Here is a 25,779-nt window from a genome sequence, read left to right on the forward strand (position 1 = left end):
GCCGCTCAGTGCTCCAGCAGCATCCGCTGCAACTCCCGTGCGGCCCGCGGCGGTGCCACATCGCTGCGGTGGGCCAGCGCGATCGTCCGGTGCAGGCCGGGCCGGGCGAGCGGGGTGACCCGCAGCCCCCGCCCGGAGCGCGTGGCGACCATGCGCGGTACGACGGCCACGCCCAGACCCGCCCGCACGAAGCCCAGCACCGCGTCCATCTCCCCGCCCTCCACCGCGAAGTCCGGCTCGAAGCCCTCGGCGCGGCACGCGGCCACGGTCAGTTCGCGCAGGTCGTAGCCGTGCCGGAACATCACCAGCGGCTCGCTCTCCAGGTCCGCGACGCGCACGGTACGGCGGCCCGGGCCACCCGGGGCCGGCGCCTCCGGTGAGGAGACGACGACCAGGTCCTCGCGCAACAGCTCCACCGTCGTCAGCGCCGGGGACGGCGACGGCAGCGGGAGGACCACCAGGGCCAGATCGAGGGCACCGCGCGCGAGCAGCCGTACGAGATCGTGGGAGCCGCCCTCCTCGATCATCAGCCGGATGCCGGGATAGCGGTCGTGGAAGGCGCGCAGCACGTCCGGCAGCAGACCGGTGCACAGGCTCGGGGTCGCGCCGAGCCGGACCCGGCCGCTGCGCAGCTGCACCAGCTCCTGCACCTCGTGCCGGGCCGTGTCCGCGTCGGCCAGGATGCGACGGGCCAGCGGCAGCAGGGCCTCGCCCGCGTCGGTGAGGGAGATGTTGCCGCGCGCCCGCAGGAACAGATCGGCCCCGAGCTCCCGCTCCAGCGCCTTGATCTGCTGGGACAGGGACGGCTGCGCGACATGGACGAGGTCGGCGGCGCGGGTGAAGTGCCGGGTCTCGGCTACCGCCACGAAGTACTGGAGCTGCTGGAACTGCACCCTTGTACGATAGCCGCTCACTATGGAATCAAGCCGGACCATGTCTTGGACCGATCGGGTTCCCCGGCTCTAGCGTCTTGACCCATGGCTCTGGCAACGCGGACGGACCGACGGCCGTCCATGGCACGCACCGTGTGGGACAGCTCCGTCGGCAAGAAGGCCGTGATGGCCGTCAGCGGTCTGATCATGCTGCTGTACCTGGTCGTCCACATGATCGGCAACCTGAAGATCTTCTTCGGGGCGGGCGAGTTCAACCACTACGCGCACTGGCTGCGCACGGTCGGCGAACCGTTCATGCACTACGAGTGGACGCTCTGGCTCATCCGGATCGTGCTGGTCCTCGCCGTCGTCGCGCACGCCACCTCGGCCTACCAGCTCAGCCGCCGCGACATCCGGGCACGGCCCAGCAAGTACGTCCACAAAAAGCCCCGGGCGAGCTACGCGACCCGCACCATGCGCTGGGGCGGGATCATCCTCGGCCTGTTCATCGTGTGGCACCTGCTCGACCTGACGACCGGCACCGTGCACTCCGGCGGCTTCCAGGAGGGCCACCCCTACCAGAACGTCGTGGACACCTTCTCCACCTGGTACGGCAACGTCATCTACATCGTCGCGATGCTCGCCCTCGGCCTGCACGTCCGGCACGGCTTCTGGAGCGCCGCGCAGACCCTCGGCGTCGGCAGCCGCACCCGCGACCGCGCCCTCAAGGCCGTCGCGAACGTCCTCGCACTGCTGCTCACGGCCGGCTTCATCGCCGTACCGGTGGGCGTCATGACCGGAGTGGTGAGCTGAACATGACCTACGTCGACTACCCGACCGGCGCGCCGCTGACCGACGGCAAGGCTCCTTCCGTGCCCGTCAACGAGCGCTGGGACAAGCGCCGTTTCGAGGCCAAGCTGGTCAACCCCGCCAACCGGCGCAAGCACACGGTGATCGTGGTCGGGACCGGCCTCGCCGGCGGCTCCGCGGGCGCCACGCTCGCCGAACAGGGCTACCACGTCGTCCAGTTCTGCTACCAGGACTCCCCGCGCCGCGCCCACTCGATCGCCGCGCAGGGCGGCATCAACGCGGCCAAGAACTACCGCAACGACGGCGACTCGATCCACCGCCTCTTCTACGACACCGTCAAGGGCGGCGACTTCAGGGCGCGCGAGTCCAACGTCCACCGCCTGGCGCAGATCTCGGTGGAGATCATCGACCAGTGCGTGGCGCAGGGCGTGCCCTTCGCGCGGGAGTACGGCGGTCTGCTCGACACCCGCTCCTTCGGCGGCGTCCAGGTCTCCCGGACCTTCTACGCCCGCGGCCAGACGGGCCAGCAGCTGCTGCTGGGCGCCTACCAGGCACTCAGCAGGCAGATCGCCGCCGGGAACATCGAGATGCACCCGCGCACCGAGATGCTCGACCTGATCGTCGTCGACGGGCGGGCACGCGGGATCGTGGCACGCGATCTCGTCACCGGGCGCATCGACACCTACTTCGCGGACGCCGTCGTACTGGCCTCCGGCGGCTACGGCAACGTCTTCTACCTGTCGACGAACGCCATGAACTCCAACGCGACGGCCATCTGGCGGGCCCATCGCCGCGGAGCCCTCTTCGCCAACCCCTGCTTCACCCAGATCCATCCGACGTGCATCCCCCGCACCGGCGACCACCAGTCCAAGCTGACGCTCATGAGCGAGTCGCTGCGCAACGACGGCCGGATCTGGGTACCGAAGGCCAAGGGCGACACCCGGCCGCCGAACAAGATCCCCGAGGACGAGCGCGACTACTACCTGGAGCGCATCTACCCGTCCTTCGGCAACCTGGTCCCACGCGACATCGCCTCCCGCGCCGCGAAGAACGTCTGCGACGAGGGCAGGGGAGTGGGGCCCGGCGGACAGGGCGTCTACCTCGACTTCGCCGACGCCATCCGGCGCATGGGACGCAAGGCCGTCGAGGCGAAGTACGGCAACCTCTTCGACATGTACCAGCGGATCACCGACGAGGATCCGTACGAGGTGCCGATGCGGATCTACCCCGCCGTGCACTACACGATGGGCGGGTTGTGGGTCGACTACGACCTCCAGACCACGATCCCCGGCCTGTTCGCGATCGGTGAGGCCAACTTCTCCGACCACGGCGCGAACCGCCTGGGCGCCTCCGCACTGATGCAGGGCCTGGCCGACGGCTACTTCGTGCTGCCGGCGACCATCAACGACTACCTCGCCCGCAACCCCCACCAGGACGCGGTGACCGACGAACACCCCGCCGTGCAGGAGGTGTTGGCGGAGACCGAGGACCGGCTCAACCTGCTCCTCACCGTCGACGGCGACCGCACACCGGACTCCTTCCACCGCGAGGTCGGTGAACTCATGTGGGAGTTCTGCGGGATGGCACGCACCGACTCCGGGCTGCGCAAGGCACTGGAGCGCATCCCGCAGATCCGCGAGGAGTTCTGGCGCCGCATCAAGGTCCCCGGCACCGGCGAGGAGTTCAACCAGTCGCTGGAGAAGGCGAACCGCGTCGTCGACTACCTGGAGCTCGCCGAGCTGATGTGCCTCGACGCACTGCACCGCGCCGAGTCCTGCGGCGGCCACTTCCGGGAGGAGTCCCAGACCCCCGACGGCGAAGCCGCCCGCAGGGACGACGAGTTCGCCTACGCGGCGGCCTGGGAGTTCACCGGCACCGGCGAGGCTCCCGTCCTGCACAAGGAAGACCTGGTCTTCGAGTACGTCCACCCCACTCAGCGGAGCTACGCATGAAGCTCACCCTGCGCGTCTGGCGGCAGAAGAACGCCGACGCCGACGGCGCCATGTCCACGTACGAGGTGGACGGCATCTCGTCCGACATGTCCTTCCTGGAGATGCTGGACACCCTCAACGAGGAGCTCATCCTGCGCGGTGAGGATCCGGTGGCCTTCGACCACGACTGCCGTGAGGGCATCTGCGGCGCGTGCTCGCTCGTCATCAACGGCGACGCGCACGGGCCCGAGCGGACGACCACCTGCCAGCTGCACATGCGGTCCTTCTCGGACGGCGACACGATCGACATCGAGCCGTGGCGGGCGTCCGCGTTCCCGGTGATCAAGGACCTGGTCGTGGACCGGTCGGCCTTCGACCGGATCATCCAGGCCGGGGGATACATCACGGCACCCACCGGGGCGGCTCCGGAGGCGCATGCCACGCCGGTGCCGAAGCCGGATGCCGACTTCGCGTTCGAGCACGCCGAGTGCATCGGGTGCGGGGCCTGTGTCGCCGCCTGCCCCAACGGGGCGGCGATGCTGTTCACCTCGGCCAAGATCAACCATCTGAACGTGCTGCCGCAGGGCGCGCCCGAGCGGGAGACCCGGGTCCTCGACATGGTGGAGCAGATGGACGAGGAGGGCTTCGGCGGGTGCACGCTGACGGGCGAGTGCGCGACGGCCTGCCCCAAGGGGATCCCGCTGATGTCCATCACCAGCATGAACAAGGAGTGGCTGCGGGCGACCCGGAAGGTCGCGGGGCGCTGAGAGACGTTCGCCGAGAAGGTGCGGACGGGTGGGGCCGGACGTGGTGCTCAGGTCCGGCCCCACCAGGATCACGGGGGTGGTGCCGGCCCCGGGTTCGCCGCCCTCCGGTCACCGGCGGGACACCGGCCGGTCGGCGGAGTCGCAGGCCCCGGACACTTTGCCCGAGCCGTTCAGCCACCGCACATCCGCGCTCTCGGAACCGGTCACGTACACGCCAACCGGCGTCGGGAGAACAGGGACAGCGGCACCGCTCGCCGCCTCCGCCTGTGACCTGGAGAGTGCCATGACCGGCGTTTCCACCCTGGACCGTCCCCCGCAGAGCGTCGCCCCCACCCGCTACACCGTGACCCTGGCCCGCGACGAGGACGACGTACGCGCCGCCCAGCGGCTGCGGCACGACGTGTTCGCCGGGGAGATGGGCGCCCTCCTGTCCACCCCGGAGCCCGGCCTCGACGTCGACGCTTTCGACGCCTACTGCGACCACCTGCTCGTCCGCGACACCATCACCGGCGAGGTCGTCGGCACCTACCGGCTGCTGCCCCCGGAGCGGGCCGCGGTGGCCGGACGCCTGTACTCGGAGGGCGAGTTCGACCTCAACCCGCTCGACGCGATCCGCCCCGGCCTCGTCGAGGTCGGCCGCTCCTGCGTGCACCCCGACCACCGCGACGGGGCCGTCATCGGCCTCATCTGGGCCGGGATCGCCCGCTACATGGTGGACCGCGGCCACGACTGGCTGGCCGGTTGCTGCTCGATCCCGCTCGCCGACGGCGGCGCGCTCGCGGCCGGCACATGGGACCGGGTGCGCACCAAGTACCTGGCTCCCGAGGAGTTCCGGGTACGGCCCCTGCTGCCCTGGGAACCGGCCGAGGGCACGCCCGCCGCCCACACCGAACTGCCCCCGCTGCTGCGCGGGTACCTGCGCCTGGGCGCCTGGGTGTGCGGCCGGCCCGCCCACGACCCGGAGTTCGGGGTGGCCGACATGTACGTGCTGCTGTCGATGCGCCGGGTCAACGCCCGCTATCTGCGGCACTTCCTCTCGCTCGTCCCGGCCTGATGAGCGTCTGGCTGCCCAGCGCGCCCTGCACCCCCGGGGCGTGCGTGGAGCGGACGGGGTCCGTCACGGCCGTACCCCGTGCCGTGCTGCGGCTCCTCGCGGTCACGACGGTCCTGCTCGCCGGGATCGCGCTGCTGCCGGTCGGCCGGTGGGTGCCGGCCGGCGTGGTCAGGTGGTGGTGCCGGGCGGTGGTGCGGGCTTCGGGGGTTCGGGTCCGCGTGTCCGGCACCACCGTACCCACGGGCGGTGTGCTCCTGGTGGCCAACCACATCTCCTGGCTGGACATCCCGCTGCTGGCCGCCGTACGCCCCGCCCGGATGCTCGCCAAGGCCGAGATCCGCCGGTGGCCCGTGGCGGGGTGGCTGACGGCCCGCAGCGGCGCGCTGTTCATCGAGCGGGACCGGCTGCGTGCCCTCCCGGACACGGTCGCCCGCATCGCCGACGCGCTGCGCGGGGGCGCCGCGGTCGCCGTCTTCCCCGAGGGGAGCACCTGGTGCGGCCGTGCCCAGGGGCACTTCCGCCGCGCCGTGTTCCAGGCGGCCCTGGACGCCGAGGTGCCCGTCCAGCCGGTGAGCCTGCGCTACCGGCTCGTCGACGGCGGGTCCAGCACGGCCCCCGCCTTCATCGGCGACGACTCACTGCTCACCTCGGTCTGGCGGGTCGTGTCGGCTCAGGGGCTGCTGGCCGAGGTGGAGGTCCCGGCCCCGGTCACCCCGGACAGCCACCCCGACCGCCGCTCCCTGGCCCGCGCGGCACAGTTGTGCGCGTGCCATGGGCGGACGGGGGAGCACGCGGCGGGCTGACGCCCGGTCGGCCACGGCACAGAGTTCCGCGCCGCCGACGGAGACCGATCGCCTCTGATCCGCTGAGCGACGGCACCGCGCGCCGAGGCGCCGGGCTTTGTAGCGCCGGGGGCCGGGGACAGGCGTCCGCGCCAGGCGCCGTGCAGCACTGTCCTCGGACTCGGCCGCGTCATCCCGGAGTCCTGTCGCCGGTTCCCGTGCCGGGGGCGAGGTGGCGGCCCCGGTCAGGTGTGCATCCGGCCAGGCAGGGCGGCGTGACGTCGCCGTCTCCCGCTTCGGCCGCGTCTCCCGGCAGTCCGTCGCCGGGCGCTGTGCCGGGGGCGAGGTGGCGGCCCCGCTGCGGTGTGTACCCGGCCATGCAGGGCGGCGTGACGTCGCCGTCTCCCGCTTCGGCCGCGTCTCCCGGCAGTCCGTTCGCCGGGCGCTGTGCCGGCGCTCGCGGAGTAACGTGTCCGCGGCGCGCCGCTGTCTTCCGTCCCAGCTCCGAGTCGCGCCGCAACCCTGTATCGCAGGATCACCGTCGGGACGACGGAGTCACGTGTCCGTGCTCAGTGCCCGTGCCAGATAGGGCGCCGTAGCGCTACCCGCCACCGCGGCCACCTCGCCCGGGACTCCCGCCGCCATGATGCGGCCGCCCGCGTCCCCGCCGCCGGGGCCCAGGTCGATCACCCAGTCCGCGGCCGCCACGACCGACATGTCGTGCTCGACGACGATCACCGTGTGTCCGGCGTCCACGAGGCCGTGCAGCTGGCGCATGAGGACCTCGACGTCGGCCGGGTGGAGACCGGTGGTGGGTTCGTCGAGGAGGTACAGGGTGTGGCCGCGGCGGATGCGCTGGAGTTCGTTCGCGAGCTTGATGCGCTGGGCCTCGCCGCCGGAGAGTTCGGTGGCGGGCTGGCCGAGGCGGAGGTAGCCGAGGCCGACGTCGAGGAGGGTGGCGAGACTGCGGGCCACGAGCGGGGTGTCCGCGAAGAAGTCCGCCGCCGACTCCACCGTCAGGTCGAGCACTTCGGCGATGTTCCGTCCCCGGTACGTCACTTCGAGCGTCGCGGGGTTGTAGCGGGCCCCGGCGCAGTCCGGGCAGGGCGCGTACGTGCTGGGCAGGAAGAGCAGCTCCACGCTCACGAACCCCTCGCCCTGGCAGGTCTCGCAGCGCCCTCCCGCCACGTTGAAGGAGAACCGGCCCACGCCGTAGCCGCGTTCACGCGCCGCGTCGGTGGCGGCGAAGACCTTGCGCACGACGTCGAACAGACCGGTGTAGGTCGCCAGGTTGGAGCGCGGGGTCCGGCCGATCGGTTTCTGGTCGACCGAGACCAGACGGCCCACCCCCTCCGACTCCTCCGTGATCTGACCGACCAGCGTGGACTTGCCCGAGCCCGACACCCCGGTCACCGCGGTGAACACACCTAGCGGGAACTCGGCCGTCACCCCGCGCAGGTTGTGCCGGTTGACCGGACCCACCTCCAACCGGCCGCGAGGCGACCGCACTTCGCGCTGCGAGGCGGGGGAGCGGTCGAACAGGTACCGGGCCGTGGCGGACTCCTCGACCGTCGTCAGCCCGGCCACCGGGCCGCTGTACAGCACCCGCCCGCCGTGCTCACCCGCCGCCGGCCCGACGTCCACCAGCCAGTCCGCGCCCCGCATGACGTCCACGTGGTGCTCCACCACGAACACCGAGTTGCCTGCCGCTTTCAACCGCGCCAGCACGGTGAGCAGCGCCTCGGTGTCCGCCGGGTGCAGTCCGGCGGAGGGTTCGTCGAGGACGTACACGACTCCGAACAGCCCGGATCTCAACTGGGTCGCGAGACGCAGCCGTTGGAGCTCGCCTGCGGACAGGGTGGGGGTCGCGCGGTCCAGGCTCAGATAGCCGAGGCCGAGCTCGACGATGGGGGCGATACGGGACTTGAGGTCGTCGGTGAGGAACCGCGCGGTCTCACCATGGGCGACCAGTGAGGCGGCCAGCTCGGTCAGCGGCAGGGCCGCGAGGTCGGCGATGGTGCGGCCCGCGAAGGTGACCGCCATCGCTTCCGGACGCAGCCTGCTGCCGCCGCAGACCGGGCACGGGGCGGAGACCAGGAACCGTTCCGCCTTCGTCCTGAGCGTCTGGCTCTTGGAGTCCGCGAACGTCTTGAGGACATAGCGGCGGGCGCTCATGTACGTGCCCTGGTAAGGGCGTTGGATACGGTCCGCGTCCCGCACCGGGTGCACGGTGACCACCGGCTGCTCGTCGGTGAACAGGATCCACTCCCGCTGATCGGCGGGCAGTTCACGCCACGGCCGGTCCACGTCGTAGCCGAGCGCGTCGAGGATGTCCCGCAGGTTCTTGCCCTGCCAGGCGCCGGGCCACGCGGCGATGGCGCCCTCCCGGATCGACAGCGACGGATCGGGCACCAGCGACTGCTCGGTCGTACGGTGGACGCGGCCCAGGCCATGACACTCCGGGCAGGCGCCGACCGCCGTGTTGGGAGAGAACGAGTCGGAGTCGAGCCGTTCGGCGCCCGGCGGATAGTCGCCGGCCCGGGAGAACAGCATGCGCAGCGAGTTCGAGAGATTCGTGACCGTGCCCACGGACGAGCGGGACGTCGGCGCCGAACGCCGCTGCTCCAGCGAGACCGCGGGCGGCAGGCCGGTGATCTCCCCGACCTTCGGTGCCCCCACCTGGTGGATCAGCCGGCGCGCGTACGGGGCCACCGACTCGAAGTACCGCCGCTGGGCCTCCGCGTAGATCGTCCCGAACGCCAGCGACGACTTCCCCGACCCGGACACCCCCGTGAACACGGCCAGCACATCCCGTGGGACATCGACATCCACACCCTTGAGATTGTGCTCACGGGCACCGCGGACACGGACGTACGGGTCGTGGGAGCCGTTCGGGTCGTGCATGAGAACGACTCTAGCCGGAGGTGATCGTCGCCAGCCGCCGGTAGGACTCCAGCAGGGCCTCGCGGTCGTACGTGCTGGTCGTGACCAGGACCTCCTGCGCTCCCGTCTCCTTCAGGACCGTCTCCAGCTCGTGGGCGACCTGCTCCTCGGTGCCCGCGATGTGGCCGGCGAGCCCGGACTCGTAGAAGCCCCGTTCCTTGGCCGTCATCGCCAGCGCCTCGACCCGCTCGGCGGGCGGCAGGGGCGGGAAGGTGCCGTGGGTCCGGGAGTACGCCATCGACCAGGCCTCGGGGACGAGGAGGCGCCGCGCCTCCTCGGGCGTGGTGGCGACCGCGATCGTGCCCGAGATGACGACGTACGGCTCGGACGCCCAGGACGAGGGGCGGAAATGCGCAAGATAGTGGTCGATGCCCCGCTGCATCTTCTCGCGGTTCCTGAGGTCGCCGATGACCACCGGCAGGCCCGCGCGGGCCGCGATCGTGGCGCCCTCGCCCATGGCCAGGACGAACGGCGGCACGGTCAGGCCCTCGGCCGGGCGGGCGTGCACGCCCGTCGGAGAGGTGCCGCGGAACCAGCCCAGCAGCTCCTCCAGCTGTACGGCGAAGTCGTCGGCGTCGTCCTTGCCGCGGCCCAGCGCCCGGCGCACGCCGTCGGTGAAACCGACCGAGCGCCCCAGGCCCATGTCGATCCGGCCGGGGAAGAGGGACTCCAGCACCCCGAACTGCTCGGCGACGACCAGGGGTTGGTGGTTCGGCAGCATCACGCCACCGGTGCCGACCCGGATCGTGTCCGTGGCGGAGGCGACGGCGGCCGCCAGCACCGTCGGCGCGGAGCCCGCGACTCCCGGCACGCCGTGGTGCTCCGAGACCCAGAAGCGGTGGTAGCCGAGCCCTTCCAGCTCGCGCGCCAGCCGGACGGTGTCCTGGAGCGCCTGCGCGTTCGTACCGCCCTCGCGGGTGCGGGAGCGGTCGAGGACGGAGAAGCGGGTGGCGGCGGTCAGGGAACTCACACCGGGTTCAACGCCTGAGCGGAGGCGGTATTCCCACCGGAAAACCGGATGACCGCGATCACCGCAGGTCAGCACAATGGACCGGTGACCGTCCAGAACATCCTGCTCTCCGGCATCGTCGGCTCGACCGCGTACGGACTGGCCCGTGAGGGCTCCGACGTGGACCGGCTCGGCATGTTCGCCGCGCCCACCGAGACCCTCCTCGGCCTGCACACGCCGAAGGAGTCCCACGTCACCACGACGCCGGACCGCACCCTGCACGAGGCGGCGAAGTGGTGCCGACTCGCCCTCGGCGGCAATCCGACCGTCATGGAGCTGGTGTGGCTGCCGGACGAGCTGTACGAGGTGCGCACCCCGCTGGGCGACGAACTCATCGGCATCCGCGGTTCGTTCCTGAGCGCCCAGCGGGTCCGGGACGCCTATCTCGGGTACGCCACCCAGCAGTTCAGGAAACTGGAGAGCCGCGACGGCGACCACCGCACCGCCAAGCACGCCCGGCACCTGAAGCGGCTCTGCCACCAGGGTCTGGAGCTGTACACCACGGGAAAGCTGGCGGTGCGGGTCGAGGACCCCGAGGAGTATCACCGCTTCGGGGACGCCGTCGCCGCGGACCCGGCCTCGGCCCGGTCGCTGCTCGCCCACTACGAGGCCGCGTTCGCCGAGACCCGCAGCGTGCTGCCGGACCGGCCCGACGAGGCGCCGGCCGAGGCGTGGCTGCGCCGCGTCCGCGCGGAGTTCTACGACACGGCCGCGTGAGCGTGAGCTTCAGTGGTCCTCAGTCCCGTGACGCGCACCAGCCGGGTGATCAACGGCGCCTGCGAGACCGCACCCTCGCCTCCCTCGGCGGCTCGATGAACTGCAGCTCCAGCGTCAGCGGCGGCTCGGCGACGCCCGGGCCGCCCGCCGCCGCCCACCGCACGACCTCCTCGGTGCCCTCGTCGTCCATGACGAAGCCGATCCACGCGGCCTTGCCTCCCGCCCGGCGCCCGGCCGCCGAAGGGCGTACGACGATGACGTTGGCCTGGTCGCAGGGGCCCAGACAGTCGGTCGTACGGACCTGGAAACCGTGCTCCGCCGCTCCGGCCCGCAGCAGCTCCAACTGCCAGGCGTGGTCGGTGCCGGGGTGTTTGCGGGCGTCGCCGCAGCAGCAGCCCCGGCACACGACGAGGGTGCAGGAGGCGGAGCCGGTGAGGAACGTGCGGGGCGTCGGAGACATGGGAGAAGCATGCGGCCTGCACTGATCGCGGAGTGCGGGCGGGGTACCCCTGGGGGCTAGAAGCGTGCTCCGACGGCCGTACCGTTGCGCGGCACCAGGAAGGAAGGAGCCGACGGCAGCGAACCGTCGGCCGCGCGCCCCCCGGTGACTGTCGCCGGGTCCGTACTCAGTACCGACGACGCGTTCCAAGTGCCGCCCAGATCCCAGGAGTTACCGCTGGAGACGGTCGCCGAGCCCAGGGCGGACGCCTTGGTGTCGGCGACGGACAGGTTCGCGGTCAGCTTGGCCGTGCCGCCGGAGACGTCCGCGTCGAAGCCGGTGCCGCCGTTGGCCCACGTCGTGTTGCGGGTCAGGGTGAGGGCGCCGGTGTTGCCGTTGTCCGTGACGCCGTGCGCCGCGTTCTTGAAGGCGATCGAGTTGCGCAGGGTGTGCGCCACCGCCGGTGCCGGGCTGCCGCCGCCGAGCTTGAAGCCGTTCCCGTCGCCCGCGAAGTCGGGAAAGTTCCAGCGGTTGAAGCCGTTGCCGTACGCGATCGTGTTCTCGATCAGGACCGGCGAGGTGAACTTCCAGTCGTCGAAGCCGTCGTCGACGTTGTTCCACAGCCTGGCGCCCCGCACGACGTTGCCGGTGCCCGAACCCTCCTTGATGGCGAGGCCGTCCGCGCTCTCACCGTTCTTGCGCGGGTCGCGGTTGGCGTAACTGTCCAGGTTCAGGATCTGGTTGTCGCTGGAGGCGCCCTGGAGCTGGAAACCCGACTCGTAGTTGTCGTGGGTCCTCAGGCGGGAGAAGACATTGCCCGTGCAGCCGTCGCAGTAGACCCCGTACGGCCCGTTGACGATCTCCAGATCGGATATCCGCCAGTAGGAGGCCTCCTGGTGGATCGCCCCGCGCTCGGCCCGTGGGATGCTGCCGCCGACCGGGGTGTGGCTCGCGGCCAGCTGCTCGCCGTCGATCACGACCCGCTCGCTCTGGTAGGCGCCCAGGGTGATGGGCTGGGACGCGGTGCCCGAGGTGGCGATGGTGATGTTGTCGGTGAGCGCGTACGTCCCCGCGCGCACCGCGATGGTGTCGCCGGGCTTCGCCAGGTCCACGGCCCGTTGGACCGTGCGCAGCGGGCGGTCGAGGGTGCCCGGGGCGGTGTCGTTCCCGTTCGTCGCCACGATCAGGGTGGCCGGCGCCGCGGATGCCTCGGTCGCCGGTAACGCCGTCATCAGGACCGCGCTCACCGCTGCCGCCGTCCAGATGGTCTTGTTCACGCGCATGGGGTCTCCCGCCTCGGCCCGACTGCTCTGTCGCCAGGCAGTGGTCACCCGGGGCGGGAAGGTTGCCGGGTCTAGGGTGGGTGAGGTGACCGACAGCGACAAGCGCCCGCTCGCCGTGTTCGACCTGGACAACACCCTGGCCGACACGGCCCACCGCCAGCGGTTCCTGGAGCGCAGGCCGCGCGACTGGGACGGTTTCTTCGCGGCCGCGCCCGACGATCCGCCCATCCCGGAAGGCGTCGCGCTGGTGCTGGAGAGCGCCGAGGACTGCGAGATCGTCTACCTCACCGGACGCCCTGAGCGCTGCCGACGGGACACGCTGGCGTGGCTCACCGCGCAGGGGCTGCCGGAGGGGCGCGTGCACATGCGGCGCAACGACGACCGGCGGCCCGCCCGGCGCACCAAACTGGAGATCCTGAAGCGGCTCGCCCGCACCCGGGAGATCCGCGTCCTGGTGGACGACGACGAGTTGGTCTGCGAGGACGCCCGACAGGCCGGGTTCACCGTCGTACGGGCGCACTGGACCGCCCCTTCCGCCGAGCTCGAGGTGGCGCAGGAGCGGGAGGGGCGGACCTGAGATCCGTTGGTGAGGCCTGACGGCCGTCAGTCGGACTCGTCGAGGCGGAAGCCGACCTTCAGCCCCACCTGCCAGTGCTCGATCTGCCCGTCCTCGATCTGACCGCGTACCTGGGTCACCTCGAACCAGTCGAGATTGCGGAGGGTCTGCGAGGCGCGGGAGATGCCGTTGCGGATCGCCTGGTCTACGCCGTCCGGCGAGGTGCCGACGATCTCGGTCACCCGGTAGGTGTGGTTCGTCATGGTTCCACGGTGCCTCAGGCGGCGGCGGAGCGCGAGCCGTCCGACCCTATCGTTGGCCCATGGACGGTATGCCCAATCCCCTGCGCCGGCTCACCCTGGAGCAGCTCCGGCGTCGTACGAGCATGAAATGGCGGACGTACCCGGAGGACGTGCTGCCGCTGTGGGTCGCCGAGATGGACGTCCCCCTGGCCGAACCGGTCGCGCGGGCCGTCCGGGAGGCGGTGGCGCTCGGGGACACCGGGTATCCGGCCGGGACGGCGTACGCCGAGGCGCTGGCCGGGTTCGCGAGGGAGCGCTGGAACTGGGACGGGCTCGCCGTGGAGCGTACGGCGATCGTCCCGGACGTGATGCTGGGCATCGTCGAGATGCTCAAGCTGGTCTCCGGACCGGGCGATCCGGTCGTCGTCAACTCGCCCGTGTACCCGCCCTTCTACCAGTTCGTCGGGAACATGGACCGCGAGGTCGTCGAGGCCCCGCTCGGTGCGGACGGCCGGATCGACTTCGAGGTCCTGGAGGACGTTTTCGCGCGAGTCCGCAAGGGCCCGGCCCGGCCCGCGTATCTGCTGTGCAGCCCGCACAACCCGACCGGCGCCGTGCACAGCGCCGAGGAGCTGGCGGACGTGGCGGCGCTGGCGCGGACGTACGGGGTGCGGGTCGTGGCCGACGAGATCCACGCCCCGGTCGTCGCGTCGGGTGCCACGTTCGTCCCCTACCTGAGCGTTCCCGGCGGGGGGAACGGGCTGTCGCTGATGTCGGCCTCCAAGGCGTGGAACCTGGCCGGGATCAAGGCCGCCGTGGCCGTCGCCGGGCCCGACGCGGCCGACGACCTCGCACGCCTTCCCGAAGAGGTCGGCCACGGCCCCAGCCATGTCGGCGTCATCGCCCACACCGCCGCGCTGCGGGACGGCGGCGCCTGGCTCGACGCCCTGCTCACCGGCCTCGACGACAACCGCCGGCTGCTTTCCGGACTGCTCGCCGAGTCGCTGCCCGCCGTGCGCTACGAACCGGCGGAGGCCACCTTTCTGGCCTGGCTGGACTGCCGCGCGCTGGAGCTGGGCGACGATCCCGCGGCCGTCTTCCTGGAGCGCGGCCGGGTCGCCCTGAACTCCGGCTTGCCGTTCGGCACCGGGGGCGCCGGCTTCGTCCGGCTGAACCTCGCGACATCGCCCGAGCTGATCACCGAGGCGGTACGGCGGATGGCCGGGGCCCTGGACCTACACTGACGGACCGATGCTGACGGACCGACACTGAAGGGGGCCGGGACGAACCGGCCCCCTTCTTGGTCACCCCGCTACTTCACGACACTCAGCGACAGCGCGAACCGGCCCTCGCTGTCCGTCCACCAGTGCTCCAACTCCAGCCCGGCGGCGGACAGTTCGTCGCGGACGCCTTCCTTGCGGAACTTCGCCGAGATCTCGGTGTACAACTCCTCGTCCGCCGCGAAGTCGACGGCCAGGTCCAGCGCCGGGACCTTCACGGTCTGCTCCGTACGGGAACGCAGGCGCATCTCGATCCATTCGTTCTCGGCGTCCCACAGGGCCACGTGGTCGAAGGCGCCGGGATCGAAGTCCGCACCGAGCTCGCGGTTGACGACGGTCAGGACGTTCTTGTTGAACGCGGCCGTCACCCCGGCCGCGTCGTCGTACGCCCTGACCAGCACGTTCTCGTCCTTGACCAGGTCCGTGCCGAGGAGCAGCGCGTCACCGGGGGAGAGCAGGGAGCGGACCGAGGAGAGGAACGCGGCGCGCTCGACGGGCAGCAGGTTGCCGATCGTGCCGCCGAGGAAGGCCACCAGGCGCGGGCCCGGCGTCCCCGGCAGGGTCAGACCGCCCGTGAAGTCGGCGATCAGCGCGTGCACGCTCAGTTCCGGCCGCTGGGCGATGAGCGCGTGCCCGGCCTGGGTGAGGGCGCTCTCGCTGACGTCGACCGGCACGTACGTGTGCAGCCCGGTCAGCGCGTCGAGAAGGTACCGGGTCTTCTCAGAGGAGCCGGAGCCCAGCTCGACCAGGGTGCGGGCGCCGGTCGCCGCGGCGATCTCGCCGGAGCGCGCGACCAGGATCTCCCGTTCGGCGCGGGTCGGGTAGTACTCGGGCAACTCGGTGATCTGCTCGAAGAGTTCGCTGCCGTGGGCGTCGTAGAACCACTTCGGCGGCAGTGTCTTGGGTGTGTGATGCAGGCCCTTGAGGACGTCGGCGCGCAGGGCGGCCTCGGTGGCGTCCTCGGGCAGGGTGCGGGTCAGCAGGAACGGACTCACGTGTGGGGCTCCTCGAGTGGTTCCACGGACGGTTCCTTGAGCGGCGTGAGCAGGACGTCGGTGCGGCTCGCCGCGAGCAGTGTGCGGTCGGGGACCTCCCGCCAGTGCGGGTCGTCGTCGTACGGCTCGGAGGCCACGACCGTGCCGGTGCCGGGGCGCTGGAGGTACCAGAGGGTGTCGCCCCAGGCGGTCGCGGCGATGGACTCCCCGTCGGTCAGCAGGAGGTTGAGCCGGGAGCCGGGGGCCGCCTCGGCGACCTCCAGCACCGTGTCGGCCAGTGCCTGGCCCGGCTCGTCGCCGCCGCGCAGCCGGTTCAGGACCAGGGCCCACACGAACGCCGAGTCGTTGCGGGCCTCCATCGACAGCAGCTCCGCCGGGGGCAGAGTGGTGGTCAGGGGGGCCAGGGAGCGCGGCCAGCCCTTCACCGCGCCGTTGTGGCTGAACAGCCAGGGCCCCGAGGCGTAGGGTGCCGCGGCCGCCTCGGCGTCGGCTCCCGCAAGGGTCGCGTCCCGTACCGCGGCCAGGACCGCCGAGCTCTTCACGACCCGTGCCAGGTCCGCGAAGGACAGGTCCGCCCAGATGGGTCCGGCCCGCCGGTACCGCGCCGGGGACGGGTCGCCCTCGGCGTACCAACCGACCCCGAAACCATCGGCGTTGACGGTGCCGTGCTGCTGCCGCCTGGGCGCCCAGGACTGGTGGTACAGGCTGTGCGGGGGCTCCACGAGGAGCCGGCCGAGCGGCTCCTCGGGCCCCAGGTAGGCCAGGTGACGGCACATCAGACGGCTCCCGCGGAACGGGCCGTGCGGAAGCCGGAGAAGATCTGCCGCCGGATCGGGTAGTCCCAGTTGCGGAACGTGCCCCGGCAGGCCACCGCGTCCACGGCGAACGAACCGCCGCGCAGCACCTTGTGGTCGGGGCCGAAGAACACCTCCGAGTACTCCTTGTACGGGAACGCCTGGAACCCCGGGTAGGGCTCGAAGTCGCTCGCCGTCCACTCCCACACGTCACCGATCAACTGGCGGACACCGAGCGGTGACTCGCCCTCGGGGTAGCTTCCGGCGGGGGCGGGACGGAGGTGCCGCTGACCCAGGTTCGCGTGCTCCGGCGCCGGGTCGGCGTCGCCCCACGGGTAGCGCATCGAGCGGTCACCCGCCGGATCGTGACGGGCCGCCTTCTCCCACTCCGCCTCGGTGGGCAGCCGCCGGCCGGCCCAGCGGGCGTAGGCGTCGGCCTCGTACCAGCACACGTGGACCACCGGCTCGTCGGGCGGCACGACCTCGGTGACGCCGAAGCGGCGCCTCAGCCACTGCTTGCCGTCACGGCTCCAGAACAGCGGTGCGTGGATGGAGTGCCCGCGGATGTGCGCCCACCCGGCCGGGGCCCACCAGCGCTCGTTCTCGTACCCGCCGTCCTCGATGAAGGCCTGGTACTCGGCGTTCGTCACCGGAGTCGTGTCGATGTAGAACGGGTCCACCTCGCGCCGGTGCGCGGGACGTTCGTTGTCCAGTGCCCACGGCTCGTCGGAGGTGCCCATGGTGAACGGGCCGCCGGGGACGAGGACTTCGGCCGGGCCGGTGAACAGCGGGGCCGGTTCCGGGTCCGGGGCGGTCAGGGCCTGGGGGCCCTTGCGGAGCTGATGGGTGATCAGCATCGTCTCGTCGTGCTGCTGTTCGTGCTGCGCGATCATCCCGAAGGCGAACCCGGCCTCGGTGAGCCGGGTTCCGTGGAGCGCGGAGCCCTCCAGGATGTCCAGCACCCGCCCGCGCACCTCGGCCGCGTAGCGCCGGGACTCGGCGGGCGAGAGCAGGGGCAGCGTGGGGCGCTCGGAGCGCGGGTGCTCGAAGGCGTCGTAGATGCCATCTATCTCGGGCCGTATCGCCTCGTGCCCACCGACGGTCCGCAGCAGCCACTGCTCCTCCTGGTTGCCGATGTGGGCGAGGTCCCACACGAGCGGCGACATCAGCGGAGAGTGCTGGGCGGTCAGGTCGGGGTCCTCGACGCAGCTGGTGAGGAGCGTCGTACGGTCCCGGGCGGTGACCAGGGTGGTCACGGCTCGCTCGCGGAAGGCCTCGGGATCGTCGGAAGGGTCGGCCGAAGGGGTGACGGAGGGAGCGGCGGACGGGTTGGTCATGTGCGGATTTCCTTCCCGAGTGAACCGTGCGTCCGGTCCAGCAGATCGTCGGCGGGGCAGCGGCCCCGGATCACATAGCGGTGCAGATACGTTTCGACGGCGTCCGTGACCTCGGGCGTGGCCCCCAGCCGCGGCAGCGCCTCCAGGGCCGCCCCGAAGCACGCGATCGCCGCCTCGTGCAGCTCGGCGTCGGCGAGCCCGTGGCGGGCCGCGTCGATCCACAGCGGATTGTGGGGGGCGGCCATGGACAGGGTGCGCTCCGCCAGCGGCTTCACCACCCGGTAGGCGGTCTCGGCGGTCTCCGGGTCGTCGAAGAGGGCCGTCGTCACGGCGAGCGGGACGATCCAGCCGTCCTCGCCGGGCTGGGCGTCGATCATGCGCAGTTCGAGATGCCCGCGCGGCCGGACCGGCGGGAACAGGGTCGAGACGTGATAGTCGAGATCCTCCCGCGTCGGCTGCCGGGGCACCCCCGACCTGGCCCACTCCCGGAAGGTGAGGCCCTCAGGGACGTCCCAGGGGCCGCTGTCCCGCCGTATGCACATCACGGGCGCGTCCAGGACGTGCCGGGCCCACGCGCTCCGGGGGTCGGCGTCCAGGTCGGGGCCGCCCGCCCGGCCCTTGCCGATCTCCGTCCACAGCAGCTGGCGAGTGGAGAGCCAGCCGGTGGGTTCGGACCCGGCGAGGGGGGAGTTGGCGAAGGCGGCCACCAGGACCGGCCCCAGCTGGTGCGCCAGCCACCAGCGGCGTCCTAGCCCCAGGGGGCCGGGCTCCTCGTGGCCGGCGTCCAGGCACACCTGCACGGACGCCGAGGTGCACATCATGGCGCGCCCTGCCGGGCCGGTGCGGTCGAGGCAGGCCTCCATGGCGTCGTAGCGCGGTTCCCGCAGGTATCTGCGGGGCGGGTGCCAGGGGTCGTGGCCGAGGCCGACGAGGCCGAGTCCGTGCTCGGCGAGAGCCGCCCGGACGGCGGCGAGGTCGGCGGAGACGGTACCGATGCACTCCATCAGGGAGTCGGCGGGCTGCGAGCTCAGCTCCAGCTGACCGCCGGGTTCGACGGTGAGTGCCGACTTCAGGGGCACGGTCCGCAGTGCGGCGTAGGCCGCCGCGAGTCGTTCGGGTGTGACGGGGAGCCGCGGGCTGCGCAGCTCGTGGACGAGCCATTCCACTTCCACCCCGATGCGGCGGGGCGGGCCGGTCTTGAAGCAGATGCCTCGGACCAGGGCCTCGAGCTCTGCTTCCGGGAGCGACGTACGAGGCTTCGTACAGTCGCCTGGTGAGTCGGACATGTCGGGATCCTCCTGAGATTCCACCATGCCACCGGTCCGGGGATCAGGTGGGTCGGACCGGCAACGCTCGTCCCACCCAAGACCCTCATCTCGTTCCGCACAAGGGGGCACATCCGCGCATCAGGGGTCGTGGATCTCCGTTTCCCCGGGGTTTCCGAGGCGTTCTCCGGCTGTGCCGGGCGCCGAAAAAAACTCTGTTGCGCCCCATGATGCGCATCGCCCACGATTCCTGCATGGGCACGACGGGGGAGACCGCGCGGCGTGCGGTCATGGCGCTCACGGGGGTGGCGCCATGAGCGCGCGTCTGCGCGGGATCGCGCAGGAGACGGAACAGATCGTCGCGGCGGGGCACTATCGCGCGCCGGACGGGCGTGAGGTCTCCGTGGCCGCCGAGATCAAGGCGGCGCGGGCGGGGACACGGATGTACGGACCCGAACCCGTGGCGGTGCCTGCCTTCGCCGCCGTGGACACGTTCTTCGAGGTCACGGGGGAGAGCAGCCTGGAAGCGGCCCGTCGGCTCGGCGGCCGGCCCGCCGTGCTGAACTTCGCCTCGGCGCGCAATCCGGGCGGCGGCTATCTGAACGGCGCGCAGGCCCAGGAAGAGGCCCTGTGCCGCGCTTCCGCGCTGTACACCTGCCAGCTGGAGGCCCGCGAGTTCTACGACCACCACCGGACCCACCGCGACCCGTTCTACACGGACCGGGTCATCCACTCCCCGGCCGTGCCGGTGTTCCGGGACGATCGCGGCCGTCTGCTGGAGTCGGTCCACCTCGTGGGTTTCCTGACGGCGGCCGCCCCGAATGCCGGGGTGGTGCGGCGCACGGCGCCCCAGCGGGCCGCCGAGCTCCCGAGCGCCCTCGCGGCGCGTGCCGAGCAGGTCCTGTCGGTGGCCGTGGCGCAGGGCTACCGGCACCTGGTACTGGGCGCCTGGGGCTGCGGGGTCTTCCAGAACGACCCCGCGCAGGTGGCGGGGGCGTTCCGGGCGCTGCTGGAGCCTGGCGGACGGTTCGCCGGGGCGTTCGAGCACGTGGTGTTCGGGGTGCTGGACCGGACGCCGGGCGCGGCGGTCCGGGAGGCGTTCGTACGGGCGTTTCCGGAGCGACTGCTCCAGACGGGTTAGCTGTCAGGTCCAGCCGCGTCAGGTCCAGCCGCGTCAGGTCCAGCCGTACCGCTCGTGCAGCCGCTGCCTGACCAGGTTGAAGCGCCCCCGGTCCAGCGCGCACGCCTCCCGGCGCATGCCCTCCTCGTGGAGGCGCAGGACACGGTCGACGTCCACCCAGGAGTCCCGGCCGGTGCGGTCCCAGGGGCCGCCGCCGATCGGTACCCACTCCCGGTCCCCGTCGTGCCGCTTGCTCGACAGCTGCACGGCGAGGAAGGTGCCGGCCGCCTCCCGGGCGACCACGAGCACGGGACGGTCCTTGCCGCGTCCGTCGTTCTCCTCGAAGGGCACCCAGGTCCACACGATCTCACCGGGGTCCGGGTCACCGTCGTGCGCGGGGGAGTACTCGGTGCGCACCCGGCCGACCTCGCGGGGGTCGGCCTCGGTGGTGGCGGCGGCGCCGAAGCGGCCGGGGACGTTCTCATCGGTAAACGCAGTCACGTGGGGAACCTTAAGGCGTCCGCCGAACCGGGGGAGTAGCGGTCGGTCGGACGGGCGAGGCACCGGCTCGGGTCATTGTGTGGACCGTGGCGCTGACGGTGCTTGGGTGTCACGTTGCTCGCGCGGTGAACGGGGGCGGTCCGGGACCCTTTTCTCCAAAGGTCCCGGACCGCCTGTCCTTTACTCCTGGACCCTTCTACTCCTGGACCGGCACCTTCTGCACGGGCGGCGGTGCGGCGACCCCGTTGAGCGAAGTCCCGTTCGTCGGCTGCCCGTTCTGGTTCATCGACGCCAGCAGCTGACGGGCCAGGCCCAGCCCGGTGCCGCCCATGGTGAGTGCCTTGGCGAGCATGTCCGCCATGCCGTCGGCGCCGTTGAGCACCACCATGTTGTCGACGTTGCCGAACGCGGACGCGCCGGCCTTGACGATCTCCGGCCAGTTCTCGGCGAGTTGCTGGGCGACGACCGCCTCCTGGTTCTCGGCGAGGGCGGCGGCACGCGCCTTGATGGCCTCCGCCTCCGCGAGACCCTTCGCCTTCGCCGCCTCGGCCTCCGCGAGACCCCTGGCCTGAGCCGACGCGGCCTCCGCCTCACCGGTGGCCCGGGTCGACGCCGCCATGGCCGTACCGCGGGCCTTGGTCGCCTCGGCCTCGGCCATCGCTGCCGTCTTGACCCGGGTGGCCTCGGCCGCCGCGGCGAGCTCGGTCTCCTTCGCCTTGGCCTCGGCCCCGGAGATCCGCGCGTCTCGCTCGGCCTCGGCGAGCGTGCGCTTCTCGTAGGCCTTGGCGTCCGCCGGCTTGCGGACGTCGGCCTGGAGCTGCTGTTCGCGCCGGTGCGCCTCGAGTTCGGCGACCCTGGTCTCCTGGACCACGACCTCCTGCCGGGCCGCGGCGTCGGCGAGCGGACCGGCCTGGCGGGCCTTGGCACCCGCCTTGTCCCGCTCCGCCTGGTAGCCGGCCTGGAGGATCTCGCTGTCCCGGGTGGCCTGCGCCATCCGCGCGAACGACTGCTGCTCGGCCTCGGTGGCGAGCCGGTTCGCCTCGGCCTGCGCGATGCGCGCGTCCCGCTGGACGGCCGCCGCGTGCGGCATCGCCAGGTTCTGGATGTACCCGGTCGGGTCCTCGATCTCATGGATCTGCAGGGAGTCCACGATGAGCCCCAGCTTCTCCATCTCCGTGCCGCAGGCGGCCCGGGTCTGCCCGGTGAGCTTCTCCCGGTCCCGGATCATGTCCTCGACGGTCAACCCGCCGACGATGGACCGGAGATGACCGGCGAACACGTTGTGCACCCGCTCCGACATCAGCTTCTGCTGGTCGAGGAAGCGACGCCCCGCGTTGGCGATCGACACGAAGTCGTCGCCGACCTTGAAGATGACCACGCCCCGCACCTTGAGCGGAATGCCCTGGTGGGTCACGCAGTCCACATGCAGTTCCGTCTCGTTCAGGTCGAGCGAGAGCTTGCGCACCGCCTGCACACCGGGCAGCACCAGCGTGCCCCGCCCGGTGACGATGCGGAATCCCATGCCCGCTTCGAGCCCCTCGGTCTTGTGGTTGGAGCCCGAGATGATCAGTGCCTCGTTGGGTTCCGCGACACGCCACATCAGTTTGAACAGACCGATCAGAACGGCGATGGCAGCTACGGCCACCCCCGCAACGACGCCGACGATCATCGGCATACGCCCCCTTTGGATGGTGCCCTTTCGGCACCGAACGAAGGGAGTGTGCGCCTGTTCGAGGCCCCGGTGAAGACGTCGGCGAATCCTTGTCGAAACCTTGATACACGCCTCTCACCTGCGCGTGAGCGGGCTCAACTGTCGTACGCCGCCTGCACGTAGACCGTCCTCGGCGGCAGGTACTCCACCACCATCACCACCGTGCCCCGCTCGATCCGGTCCGTGCCGGTGGCGGGGTAGGCGAGGAAGTGCTCGGCGCCGCCGCGCACCCGGACGATCACCTCACCGACGAGCCCCGGCCCGATCGTCCCCGTGACCCGCCCCATGAGCCCGACCATCGACGCATCGTCCATGGTCACAGGGTACGGCCGGGGTACTCACGCGGCCGGTGAATCCACGCTGAGGTGAGGCTTCGGCCAGACCTCGTGCCAGCGCAGCTCCGCCTCCAACTGCGCGGCCAGCGACAGGAGAAGCGGTTCACTGTTCGCGGGTCCGAGCAGCTGCGCCCCGACGGGCAGCCCTTTGCCGACGAACCCGGCGGGCACATTGACCCCGGGCCAGCCCAGTACGTTCCACGGCCAGGCGTAGGGACAGGCCGCGATCATCGCGCGGTCGGTCGCCGGCCCGCTCAGCTCCAGCATCGCCCCGATGCGCGGCGGGGGAGCGGCCGTGGTCGGGGCGAGGACGACGTCGTACGACGTGAAGAACCCGCCGATACGGCGGTGCAGGACCGCCTCCGCGCGCCGCGCCACCCGCAGCGGGACCCCGCCGAGCAGTCCGCCGAGCCGGGCCGCGCCCCGGGTGCGGCGGTCCAGGAGCGCGGGGAAGGGCGCCTCGCGGACCCGTTCGGCGATACCGGCCGTGGCGCGCGGGACGAAGGTGAGCCCGATCTGCCCGTACGGCGGATCCGCCTCCTCGACCGTGTGCCCCAAGTCGCTGAGTTTCTCGGCGAGTTCGACGACCCGCGCCCGTACCTCCGGCTGGAGCCGGGCGGGCAGCGCGGTGAACGGCGGTTTCAGGGCGAGCGCGATGCGCAGCCGACCCGGGTCGCGGCCGACCGCCGCCAAGGCGTCGACAGCGGGCGGCCGGTGCGGATCCAGGACGTGGTTGCCGCTCGCCGCGTCGAGGAGCAGGGCCGCGTCGGCGACCGTACGGGCCAGGGTGCCGTTGACCGTGATGCCCTGGAAGGACTCGCCGCGCGGCCAGGTGGAGATGCGGCCGCGCTGCGGCTTGATGCCGACGAGGTGGGTCCAGGACGCGGGGATCCGTACCGAACCGGCCCCGTCCGAGCCGAGCGCGGTGGGCACGAGACCGGCGGCGACGGCCGCGGCGGACCCGCCGGACGAGCCGCCCGGCGTGTGCTCCGGGCTCCAGGGATTGCGGGTCGCCCCGAAGGCGGGCCCCTCGGTGAACGGCCACTGCCCGAACTCGCAGGTGTTCGTCTTGCCGACGAGCACGGCCCCTGCCGCGCGCAGCCGCCGTACCGCCTCCCCGTCCCGGGCGACCGCCGGGAACTCCCCCTGGCAGCCGAACGCGGTGGGTTCACCGGCCACGTCCATGTCGTCCTTGACGGCGACGGGCACCCCGAGCAGCGGTTTGCGTACTCCGGCGGCCAGTTGGACGTCCGCGGCCTCCGCCTCGGCGAGGGCGGCCTGCGAACGTACGATCCGGAAGGCGTTGAGGGTGTCCTGGGAGGCCTCGATCCGCGCCAGGGTCCGTTCGACGAGGGCCAGAGAGGTGGTCTCGCCGTCGGCCAGTGCTCGGGCGGTCTCCACCAGCCCAGCGGAACGGTCGTACGTCATACGGGGCACCTCCGTGCTGCGGACCGACGCCTTCTACCGAACGGTAACGTCGGAAAGCGCTTCGAGGGAACGCGGGTTGCGCCCGGAGGGGAGCGGGTTGCACGCGAGGGATTGACGTGTTCCGGTCACCACCCTACCGTCTGATCGACTTTCCGAACCTTGTTCGGTATGTCGGACATCAGAGCCGCGTCCTTGTCCGAGGGAGAGCCGCCCGTGACCAATCGTCCCCCCACGCCGTCCCGCCGCACCCTGCTCCGCGCGATGGCCGCGTTGCCGGCCTCGGCTGTCCTGATCGGTGAGCTGCCGGGCACGGCCCTGGCCGCCGCCCCGCCCAGCGGCTCGGCCACCCGCTACACGATCGTGCCGTTCCTCAACAGCAACGACGGCACCGTGAACGTCTACCAGTCCGACGACGCCACGGACTTCCGGCTGCTCAAGTCCTCCGCCTACACGCCGCCCAGCAACAGAATCCGCGACGCGAGCGTCTTCAAGCACACCGACGGCTACTACTACCTCACGTACACGACCCACACCTGGCAGGACGTCAGCCCCACCATCGGCTTCGCGCGGAGCTCCGACCGCGCCAACTGGACGTTCCTGTACGACTACACGGTCCCGATCACCAACCTGTCCCGCGCGTGGGCGCCGGAGTGGTTCGTCGACAGCGACGGCAGCGTGAACGTCATCGTGTCCTGCTCGGTCACCAGCGACGAGTGGATCTTCACTCCGTACCGGCTGAAGGCCACGAACTCCGCGCTGACGGCCTGGAGTTCACCGGTGGCCCTGGCCGGGATCGGCCCCAACCACATCGACACGTACATCGTGAAGATCGGCTCGACCTACCACGCCTTCACGAAGAACGAGACGACGAAGTACATCGAGTACGCGACGGCGTCGTCCCTGACGGGCCCCTACACGATCTCCAGGACCGGCGACTGGGCGGGCTGGGGCAGCTACCGCGAGGGCCCGTCCGTGATCCAGCTCGACAACGGCGGCCGGCGGATCTTCTTCGACGGCTACGGTGACGGGACCTACTACTACAGCGACAGCTACGACACCTTCGCCACCTGGTCGGCCCCGACCGCGCTGCCGGTGGTCTCCGGCACCGCCCGCCACTTCACGGTCATCAAGGAGACGGTGTCCGGCGGGCCTTCGCTCGCGAAGAACGTCACGCGTTCCTTCCAGTCGTCCAACTTCTCGACGCGGTACTGGCAGACGCAGTCCTCCCTGCTCAACCTCCCGGTGGTGACCGGCTCCAGCACGGCTGCCGAGAAGTCCGCGTCCACGTTCACGGTCGTCGCGGGCCTCGCCGACTCGAACGGCTACTCCTTCCGCGACTCCTCCGGCAACTACCTGCGCCACTGGGACTTCCGCGGCCGCTTCGACGCCGACGACGGCACGTCGACCTTCGCCAAGGACGCGACGTTCATCGCCCGCACGGGTTCGTCCTCGGGCGCGATCCGCTGGGAGTCGTACAACTACCCCGGGTACTACCTGCGCCACTACAACTACCAGCTCCGGCTGGACCGGACGGCGGGGACGGATCTGTTCCGCCAGGACAGTTCCTTCGTGCCGGTGACTGCCTGGGGCTGACCTGCACACCCTCGG

Annotated in this window: 24 protein-coding genes; 10 read left to right on the plus strand and 14 right to left on the minus strand. The window is 71.4% G+C overall.

Annotated features, from left to right (window positions below; translation table 11 throughout):
* Positions 1–5: 5 nt before the first annotated feature.
* Positions 6–893: a LysR substrate-binding domain-containing protein gene (locus tag ABZT06_RS02380; protein ID WP_355733570.1), complete on the minus strand. Its 888-nt coding sequence runs from the start codon at positions 891–893 to the stop codon at positions 6–8.
* A gap of 120 nt (positions 894–1,013) precedes the next feature.
* Between ABZT06_RS02380 and ABZT06_RS02385 the strand changes: the two genes are divergently transcribed.
* The 5 genes from ABZT06_RS02385 to ABZT06_RS02405 all read left to right on the plus strand — a co-directional run bounded on the left by ABZT06_RS02385 (position 1,014) and on the right by ABZT06_RS02405 (position 6,237).
* The gene (locus tag ABZT06_RS02385) at positions 1,014–1,685 is read left to right on the plus strand and encodes a succinate dehydrogenase (RefSeq protein ID WP_355733573.1); all 672 of its coding nucleotides are present in this window, start codon (positions 1,014–1,016) and stop codon (positions 1,683–1,685) included.
* A 2-nt stretch (positions 1,686–1,687) separates the two neighbouring features.
* Positions 1,688–3,634, plus strand: a complete 1,947-nt coding sequence (locus ABZT06_RS02390) for a fumarate reductase/succinate dehydrogenase flavoprotein subunit (protein ID WP_355733575.1) — start codon at positions 1,688–1,690, stop codon at positions 3,632–3,634.
* Positions 3,631–4,380: a succinate dehydrogenase/fumarate reductase iron-sulfur subunit gene (locus ABZT06_RS02395; RefSeq protein ID WP_355733578.1), complete on the plus strand. Its 750-nt coding sequence runs from the start codon at positions 3,631–3,633 to the stop codon at positions 4,378–4,380. Before ABZT06_RS02390 ends, ABZT06_RS02395 begins: the two co-directional genes overlap by 4 nt.
* Positions 4,381–4,663: 283 nt before the next feature.
* Positions 4,664–5,434 (plus strand): GNAT family N-acyltransferase, encoded by a 771-nt coding sequence (locus ABZT06_RS02400; protein WP_355733581.1) that lies wholly within the window; start codon positions 4,664–4,666, stop codon positions 5,432–5,434.
* Positions 5,434–6,237: a lysophospholipid acyltransferase family protein gene (locus tag ABZT06_RS02405; protein WP_355733583.1), complete on the plus strand. Its 804-nt coding sequence runs from the start codon at positions 5,434–5,436 to the stop codon at positions 6,235–6,237. Before ABZT06_RS02400 ends, ABZT06_RS02405 begins: the two co-directional genes overlap by 1 nt.
* A 534-nt stretch (positions 6,238–6,771) precedes the next feature.
* Here ABZT06_RS02405 and ABZT06_RS02410 read toward each other — a convergent pair.
* Both ABZT06_RS02410 and ABZT06_RS02415 read right to left on the minus strand, forming a co-directional pair.
* The gene (locus ABZT06_RS02410) at positions 6,772–9,120 is read right to left on the minus strand and encodes an excinuclease ABC subunit UvrA (protein WP_355733586.1); all 2,349 of its coding nucleotides are present in this window, start codon (positions 9,118–9,120) and stop codon (positions 6,772–6,774) included.
* Positions 9,121–9,130: 10 nt separating this feature from the next.
* Positions 9,131–10,129 (minus strand): LLM class flavin-dependent oxidoreductase, encoded by a 999-nt coding sequence (locus ABZT06_RS02415; RefSeq protein ID WP_355733589.1) that lies wholly within the window; start codon positions 10,127–10,129, stop codon positions 9,131–9,133.
* A 48-nt stretch (positions 10,130–10,177) separates the two neighbouring features.
* Between ABZT06_RS02415 and ABZT06_RS02420 the strand changes: the two genes are divergently transcribed.
* Positions 10,178–10,885, plus strand: a complete 708-nt coding sequence (locus ABZT06_RS02420; RefSeq protein ID WP_355733592.1) for a nucleotidyltransferase domain-containing protein — start codon at positions 10,178–10,180, stop codon at positions 10,883–10,885.
* Positions 10,886–10,934: 49 nt separating this feature from the next.
* Here ABZT06_RS02420 and ABZT06_RS02425 read toward each other — a convergent pair whose 3' ends face one another.
* Complete coding sequence (locus ABZT06_RS02425) at positions 10,935–11,345, minus strand: (2Fe-2S) ferredoxin domain-containing protein (RefSeq protein WP_355733595.1); 411 nt, start codon at positions 11,343–11,345, stop codon at positions 10,935–10,937.
* A gap of 56 nt (positions 11,346–11,401) precedes the next feature.
* Positions 11,402–12,607 (minus strand): right-handed parallel beta-helix repeat-containing protein, encoded by a 1,206-nt coding sequence (locus ABZT06_RS02430; protein WP_355733598.1) that lies wholly within the window; start codon positions 12,605–12,607, stop codon positions 11,402–11,404.
* 85 nt (positions 12,608–12,692) lie between these two features.
* On the opposite strand from ABZT06_RS02430, the gene ABZT06_RS02435 reads away from it, so the two are divergent.
* The gene (locus ABZT06_RS02435) at positions 12,693–13,184 is read left to right on the plus strand and encodes an HAD family acid phosphatase (protein WP_355733600.1); all 492 of its coding nucleotides are present in this window, start codon (positions 12,693–12,695) and stop codon (positions 13,182–13,184) included.
* Positions 13,185–13,210: 26 nt separating this feature from the next.
* Here the strand turns inward: ABZT06_RS02435 and ABZT06_RS02440 are convergent, their stop codons facing one another.
* Positions 13,211–13,426: a dodecin gene (locus tag ABZT06_RS02440; protein ID WP_355733603.1), complete on the minus strand. Its 216-nt coding sequence runs from the start codon at positions 13,424–13,426 to the stop codon at positions 13,211–13,213.
* A 59-nt stretch (positions 13,427–13,485) separates the two neighbouring features.
* Between ABZT06_RS02440 and ABZT06_RS02445 the strand changes: the two genes are divergently transcribed.
* Positions 13,486–14,649: a MalY/PatB family protein gene (locus ABZT06_RS02445; protein ID WP_355733606.1), complete on the plus strand. Its 1,164-nt coding sequence runs from the start codon at positions 13,486–13,488 to the stop codon at positions 14,647–14,649.
* Positions 14,650–14,717: 68 nt separating this feature from the next.
* Here the strand turns inward: ABZT06_RS02445 and egtD are convergent, their stop codons facing one another.
* The 4 genes from egtD to egtA are packed head-to-tail and all read right to left on the minus strand — an operon-like array spanning position 14,718 to position 19,097.
* Positions 14,718–15,680, minus strand: coding sequence for an L-histidine N(alpha)-methyltransferase (gene egtD, locus ABZT06_RS02450; RefSeq protein WP_355733608.1), 963 nt, complete (start codon positions 15,678–15,680; stop codon positions 14,718–14,720).
* Positions 15,677–16,456 carry an ergothioneine biosynthesis protein EgtC gene (gene egtC, locus ABZT06_RS02455; protein ID WP_355733610.1) on the minus strand — a complete coding sequence of 260 codons (780 nt, stop codon included), beginning with the start codon at positions 16,454–16,456 and terminating at the stop codon, positions 15,677–15,679. The genes egtD and egtC overlap by 4 nt, the downstream gene beginning before the upstream one ends.
* Positions 16,456–17,811, minus strand: coding sequence for an ergothioneine biosynthesis protein EgtB (gene egtB, locus ABZT06_RS02460; protein ID WP_355733613.1), 1,356 nt, complete (start codon positions 17,809–17,811; stop codon positions 16,456–16,458). Before egtB ends, egtC begins: the two co-directional genes overlap by 1 nt.
* Positions 17,808–19,097, minus strand: a complete 1,290-nt coding sequence (egtA, locus tag ABZT06_RS02465) for an ergothioneine biosynthesis glutamate--cysteine ligase EgtA (RefSeq protein ID WP_355733616.1) — start codon at positions 19,095–19,097, stop codon at positions 17,808–17,810. The genes egtB and egtA overlap by 4 nt, the downstream gene beginning before the upstream one ends.
* Before the next feature lie 292 nt (positions 19,098–19,389).
* On the opposite strand from egtA, the gene ABZT06_RS02470 reads away from it, so the two are divergent.
* Positions 19,390–20,217 (plus strand): TIGR02452 family protein, encoded by an 828-nt coding sequence (locus tag ABZT06_RS02470; protein WP_355733618.1) that lies wholly within the window; start codon positions 19,390–19,392, stop codon positions 20,215–20,217.
* Positions 20,218–20,250: 33 nt separating this feature from the next.
* On the opposite strand, the gene ABZT06_RS02475 is transcribed toward ABZT06_RS02470, so the two are convergent.
* The 4 genes from ABZT06_RS02475 to ABZT06_RS02490 form a co-directional block, all read right to left on the minus strand.
* Positions 20,251–20,697, minus strand: a complete 447-nt coding sequence (locus ABZT06_RS02475) for a type II toxin-antitoxin system PemK/MazF family toxin (RefSeq protein WP_355733621.1) — start codon at positions 20,695–20,697, stop codon at positions 20,251–20,253.
* A 196-nt stretch (positions 20,698–20,893) separates the two neighbouring features.
* Positions 20,894–22,372, minus strand: coding sequence for an SPFH domain-containing protein (locus ABZT06_RS02480; RefSeq protein ID WP_355733624.1), 1,479 nt, complete (start codon positions 22,370–22,372; stop codon positions 20,894–20,896).
* 131 nt (positions 22,373–22,503) lie between these two features.
* On the minus strand, positions 22,504–22,722 hold the full coding sequence (locus tag ABZT06_RS02485; protein ID WP_355733627.1) for a hypothetical protein: 219 nt from the start codon (positions 22,720–22,722) through the stop codon (positions 22,504–22,506).
* A gap of 24 nt (positions 22,723–22,746) precedes the next feature.
* Positions 22,747–24,171, minus strand: coding sequence for an amidase (locus ABZT06_RS02490; RefSeq protein ID WP_355733629.1), 1,425 nt, complete (start codon positions 24,169–24,171; stop codon positions 22,747–22,749).
* Between the two features lie 213 nt (positions 24,172–24,384).
* On the opposite strand from ABZT06_RS02490, the gene ABZT06_RS02495 reads away from it, so the two are divergent.
* Complete coding sequence (locus tag ABZT06_RS02495) at positions 24,385–25,764, plus strand: glycoside hydrolase family 43 protein (RefSeq protein WP_355733632.1); 1,380 nt, start codon at positions 24,385–24,387, stop codon at positions 25,762–25,764.
* The last annotated feature ends 15 nt before the right edge of the window (positions 25,765–25,779 follow it).

The sequence above is a fragment of the Streptomyces sp. NPDC005483 genome (genome assembly GCF_040606035.1).
Lineage (GTDB): Bacteria > Actinomycetota > Actinomycetes > Streptomycetales > Streptomycetaceae > Streptomyces.

Coding starts and splice junctions, on each gene's coding strand:
- ABZT06_RS02385 (WP_355733573.1), top strand. CDS start 1,014: ATGGCACGCACCGTGTGGGACAGCTCCGTCGGCAAGAAGGCCGTGATG.
- ABZT06_RS02390 (WP_355733575.1), top strand. CDS start 1,688: ATGACCTACGTCGACTACCCGACCGGCGCGCCGCTGACCGACGGCAAG.
- ABZT06_RS02395 (WP_355733578.1), top strand. CDS start 3,631: ATGAAGCTCACCCTGCGCGTCTGGCGGCAGAAGAACGCCGACGCCGAC.
- ABZT06_RS02400 (WP_355733581.1), top strand. CDS start 4,664: ATGACCGGCGTTTCCACCCTGGACCGTCCCCCGCAGAGCGTCGCCCCC.
- ABZT06_RS02405 (WP_355733583.1), top strand. CDS start 5,434: ATGAGCGTCTGGCTGCCCAGCGCGCCCTGCACCCCCGGGGCGTGCGTG.
- ABZT06_RS02410 (WP_355733586.1), bottom strand. CDS start 9,120: ATGCACGACCCGAACGGCTCCCACGACCCGTACGTCCGTGTCCGCGGT.
- ABZT06_RS02420 (WP_355733592.1), top strand. CDS start 10,178: ATGACCGCGATCACCGCAGGTCAGCACAATGGACCGGTGACCGTCCAG.
- ABZT06_RS02425 (WP_355733595.1), bottom strand. CDS start 11,345: ATGTCTCCGACGCCCCGCACGTTCCTCACCGGCTCCGCCTCCTGCACC.
- ABZT06_RS02430 (WP_355733598.1), bottom strand. CDS start 12,607: ATGCGCGTGAACAAGACCATCTGGACGGCGGCAGCGGTGAGCGCGGTC.
- ABZT06_RS02440 (WP_355733603.1), bottom strand. CDS start 13,426: ATGACGAACCACACCTACCGGGTGACCGAGATCGTCGGCACCTCGCCG.
- ABZT06_RS02445 (WP_355733606.1), top strand. CDS start 13,486: ATGGACGGTATGCCCAATCCCCTGCGCCGGCTCACCCTGGAGCAGCTC.
- egtC (WP_355733610.1), bottom strand. CDS start 16,456: ATGTGCCGTCACCTGGCCTACCTGGGGCCCGAGGAGCCGCTCGGCCGG.
- egtB (WP_355733613.1), bottom strand. CDS start 17,811: ATGACCAACCCGTCCGCCGCTCCCTCCGTCACCCCTTCGGCCGACCCT.
- egtA (WP_355733616.1), bottom strand. CDS start 19,097: ATGTCCGACTCACCAGGCGACTGTACGAAGCCTCGTACGTCGCTCCCG.
- ABZT06_RS02470 (WP_355733618.1), top strand. CDS start 19,390: ATGAGCGCGCGTCTGCGCGGGATCGCGCAGGAGACGGAACAGATCGTC.
- ABZT06_RS02480 (WP_355733624.1), bottom strand. CDS start 22,372: ATGCCGATGATCGTCGGCGTCGTTGCGGGGGTGGCCGTAGCTGCCATC.
- ABZT06_RS02485 (WP_355733627.1), bottom strand. CDS start 22,722: ATGGACGATGCGTCGATGGTCGGGCTCATGGGGCGGGTCACGGGGACG.
- ABZT06_RS02490 (WP_355733629.1), bottom strand. CDS start 24,171: ATGACGTACGACCGTTCCGCTGGGCTGGTGGAGACCGCCCGAGCACTG.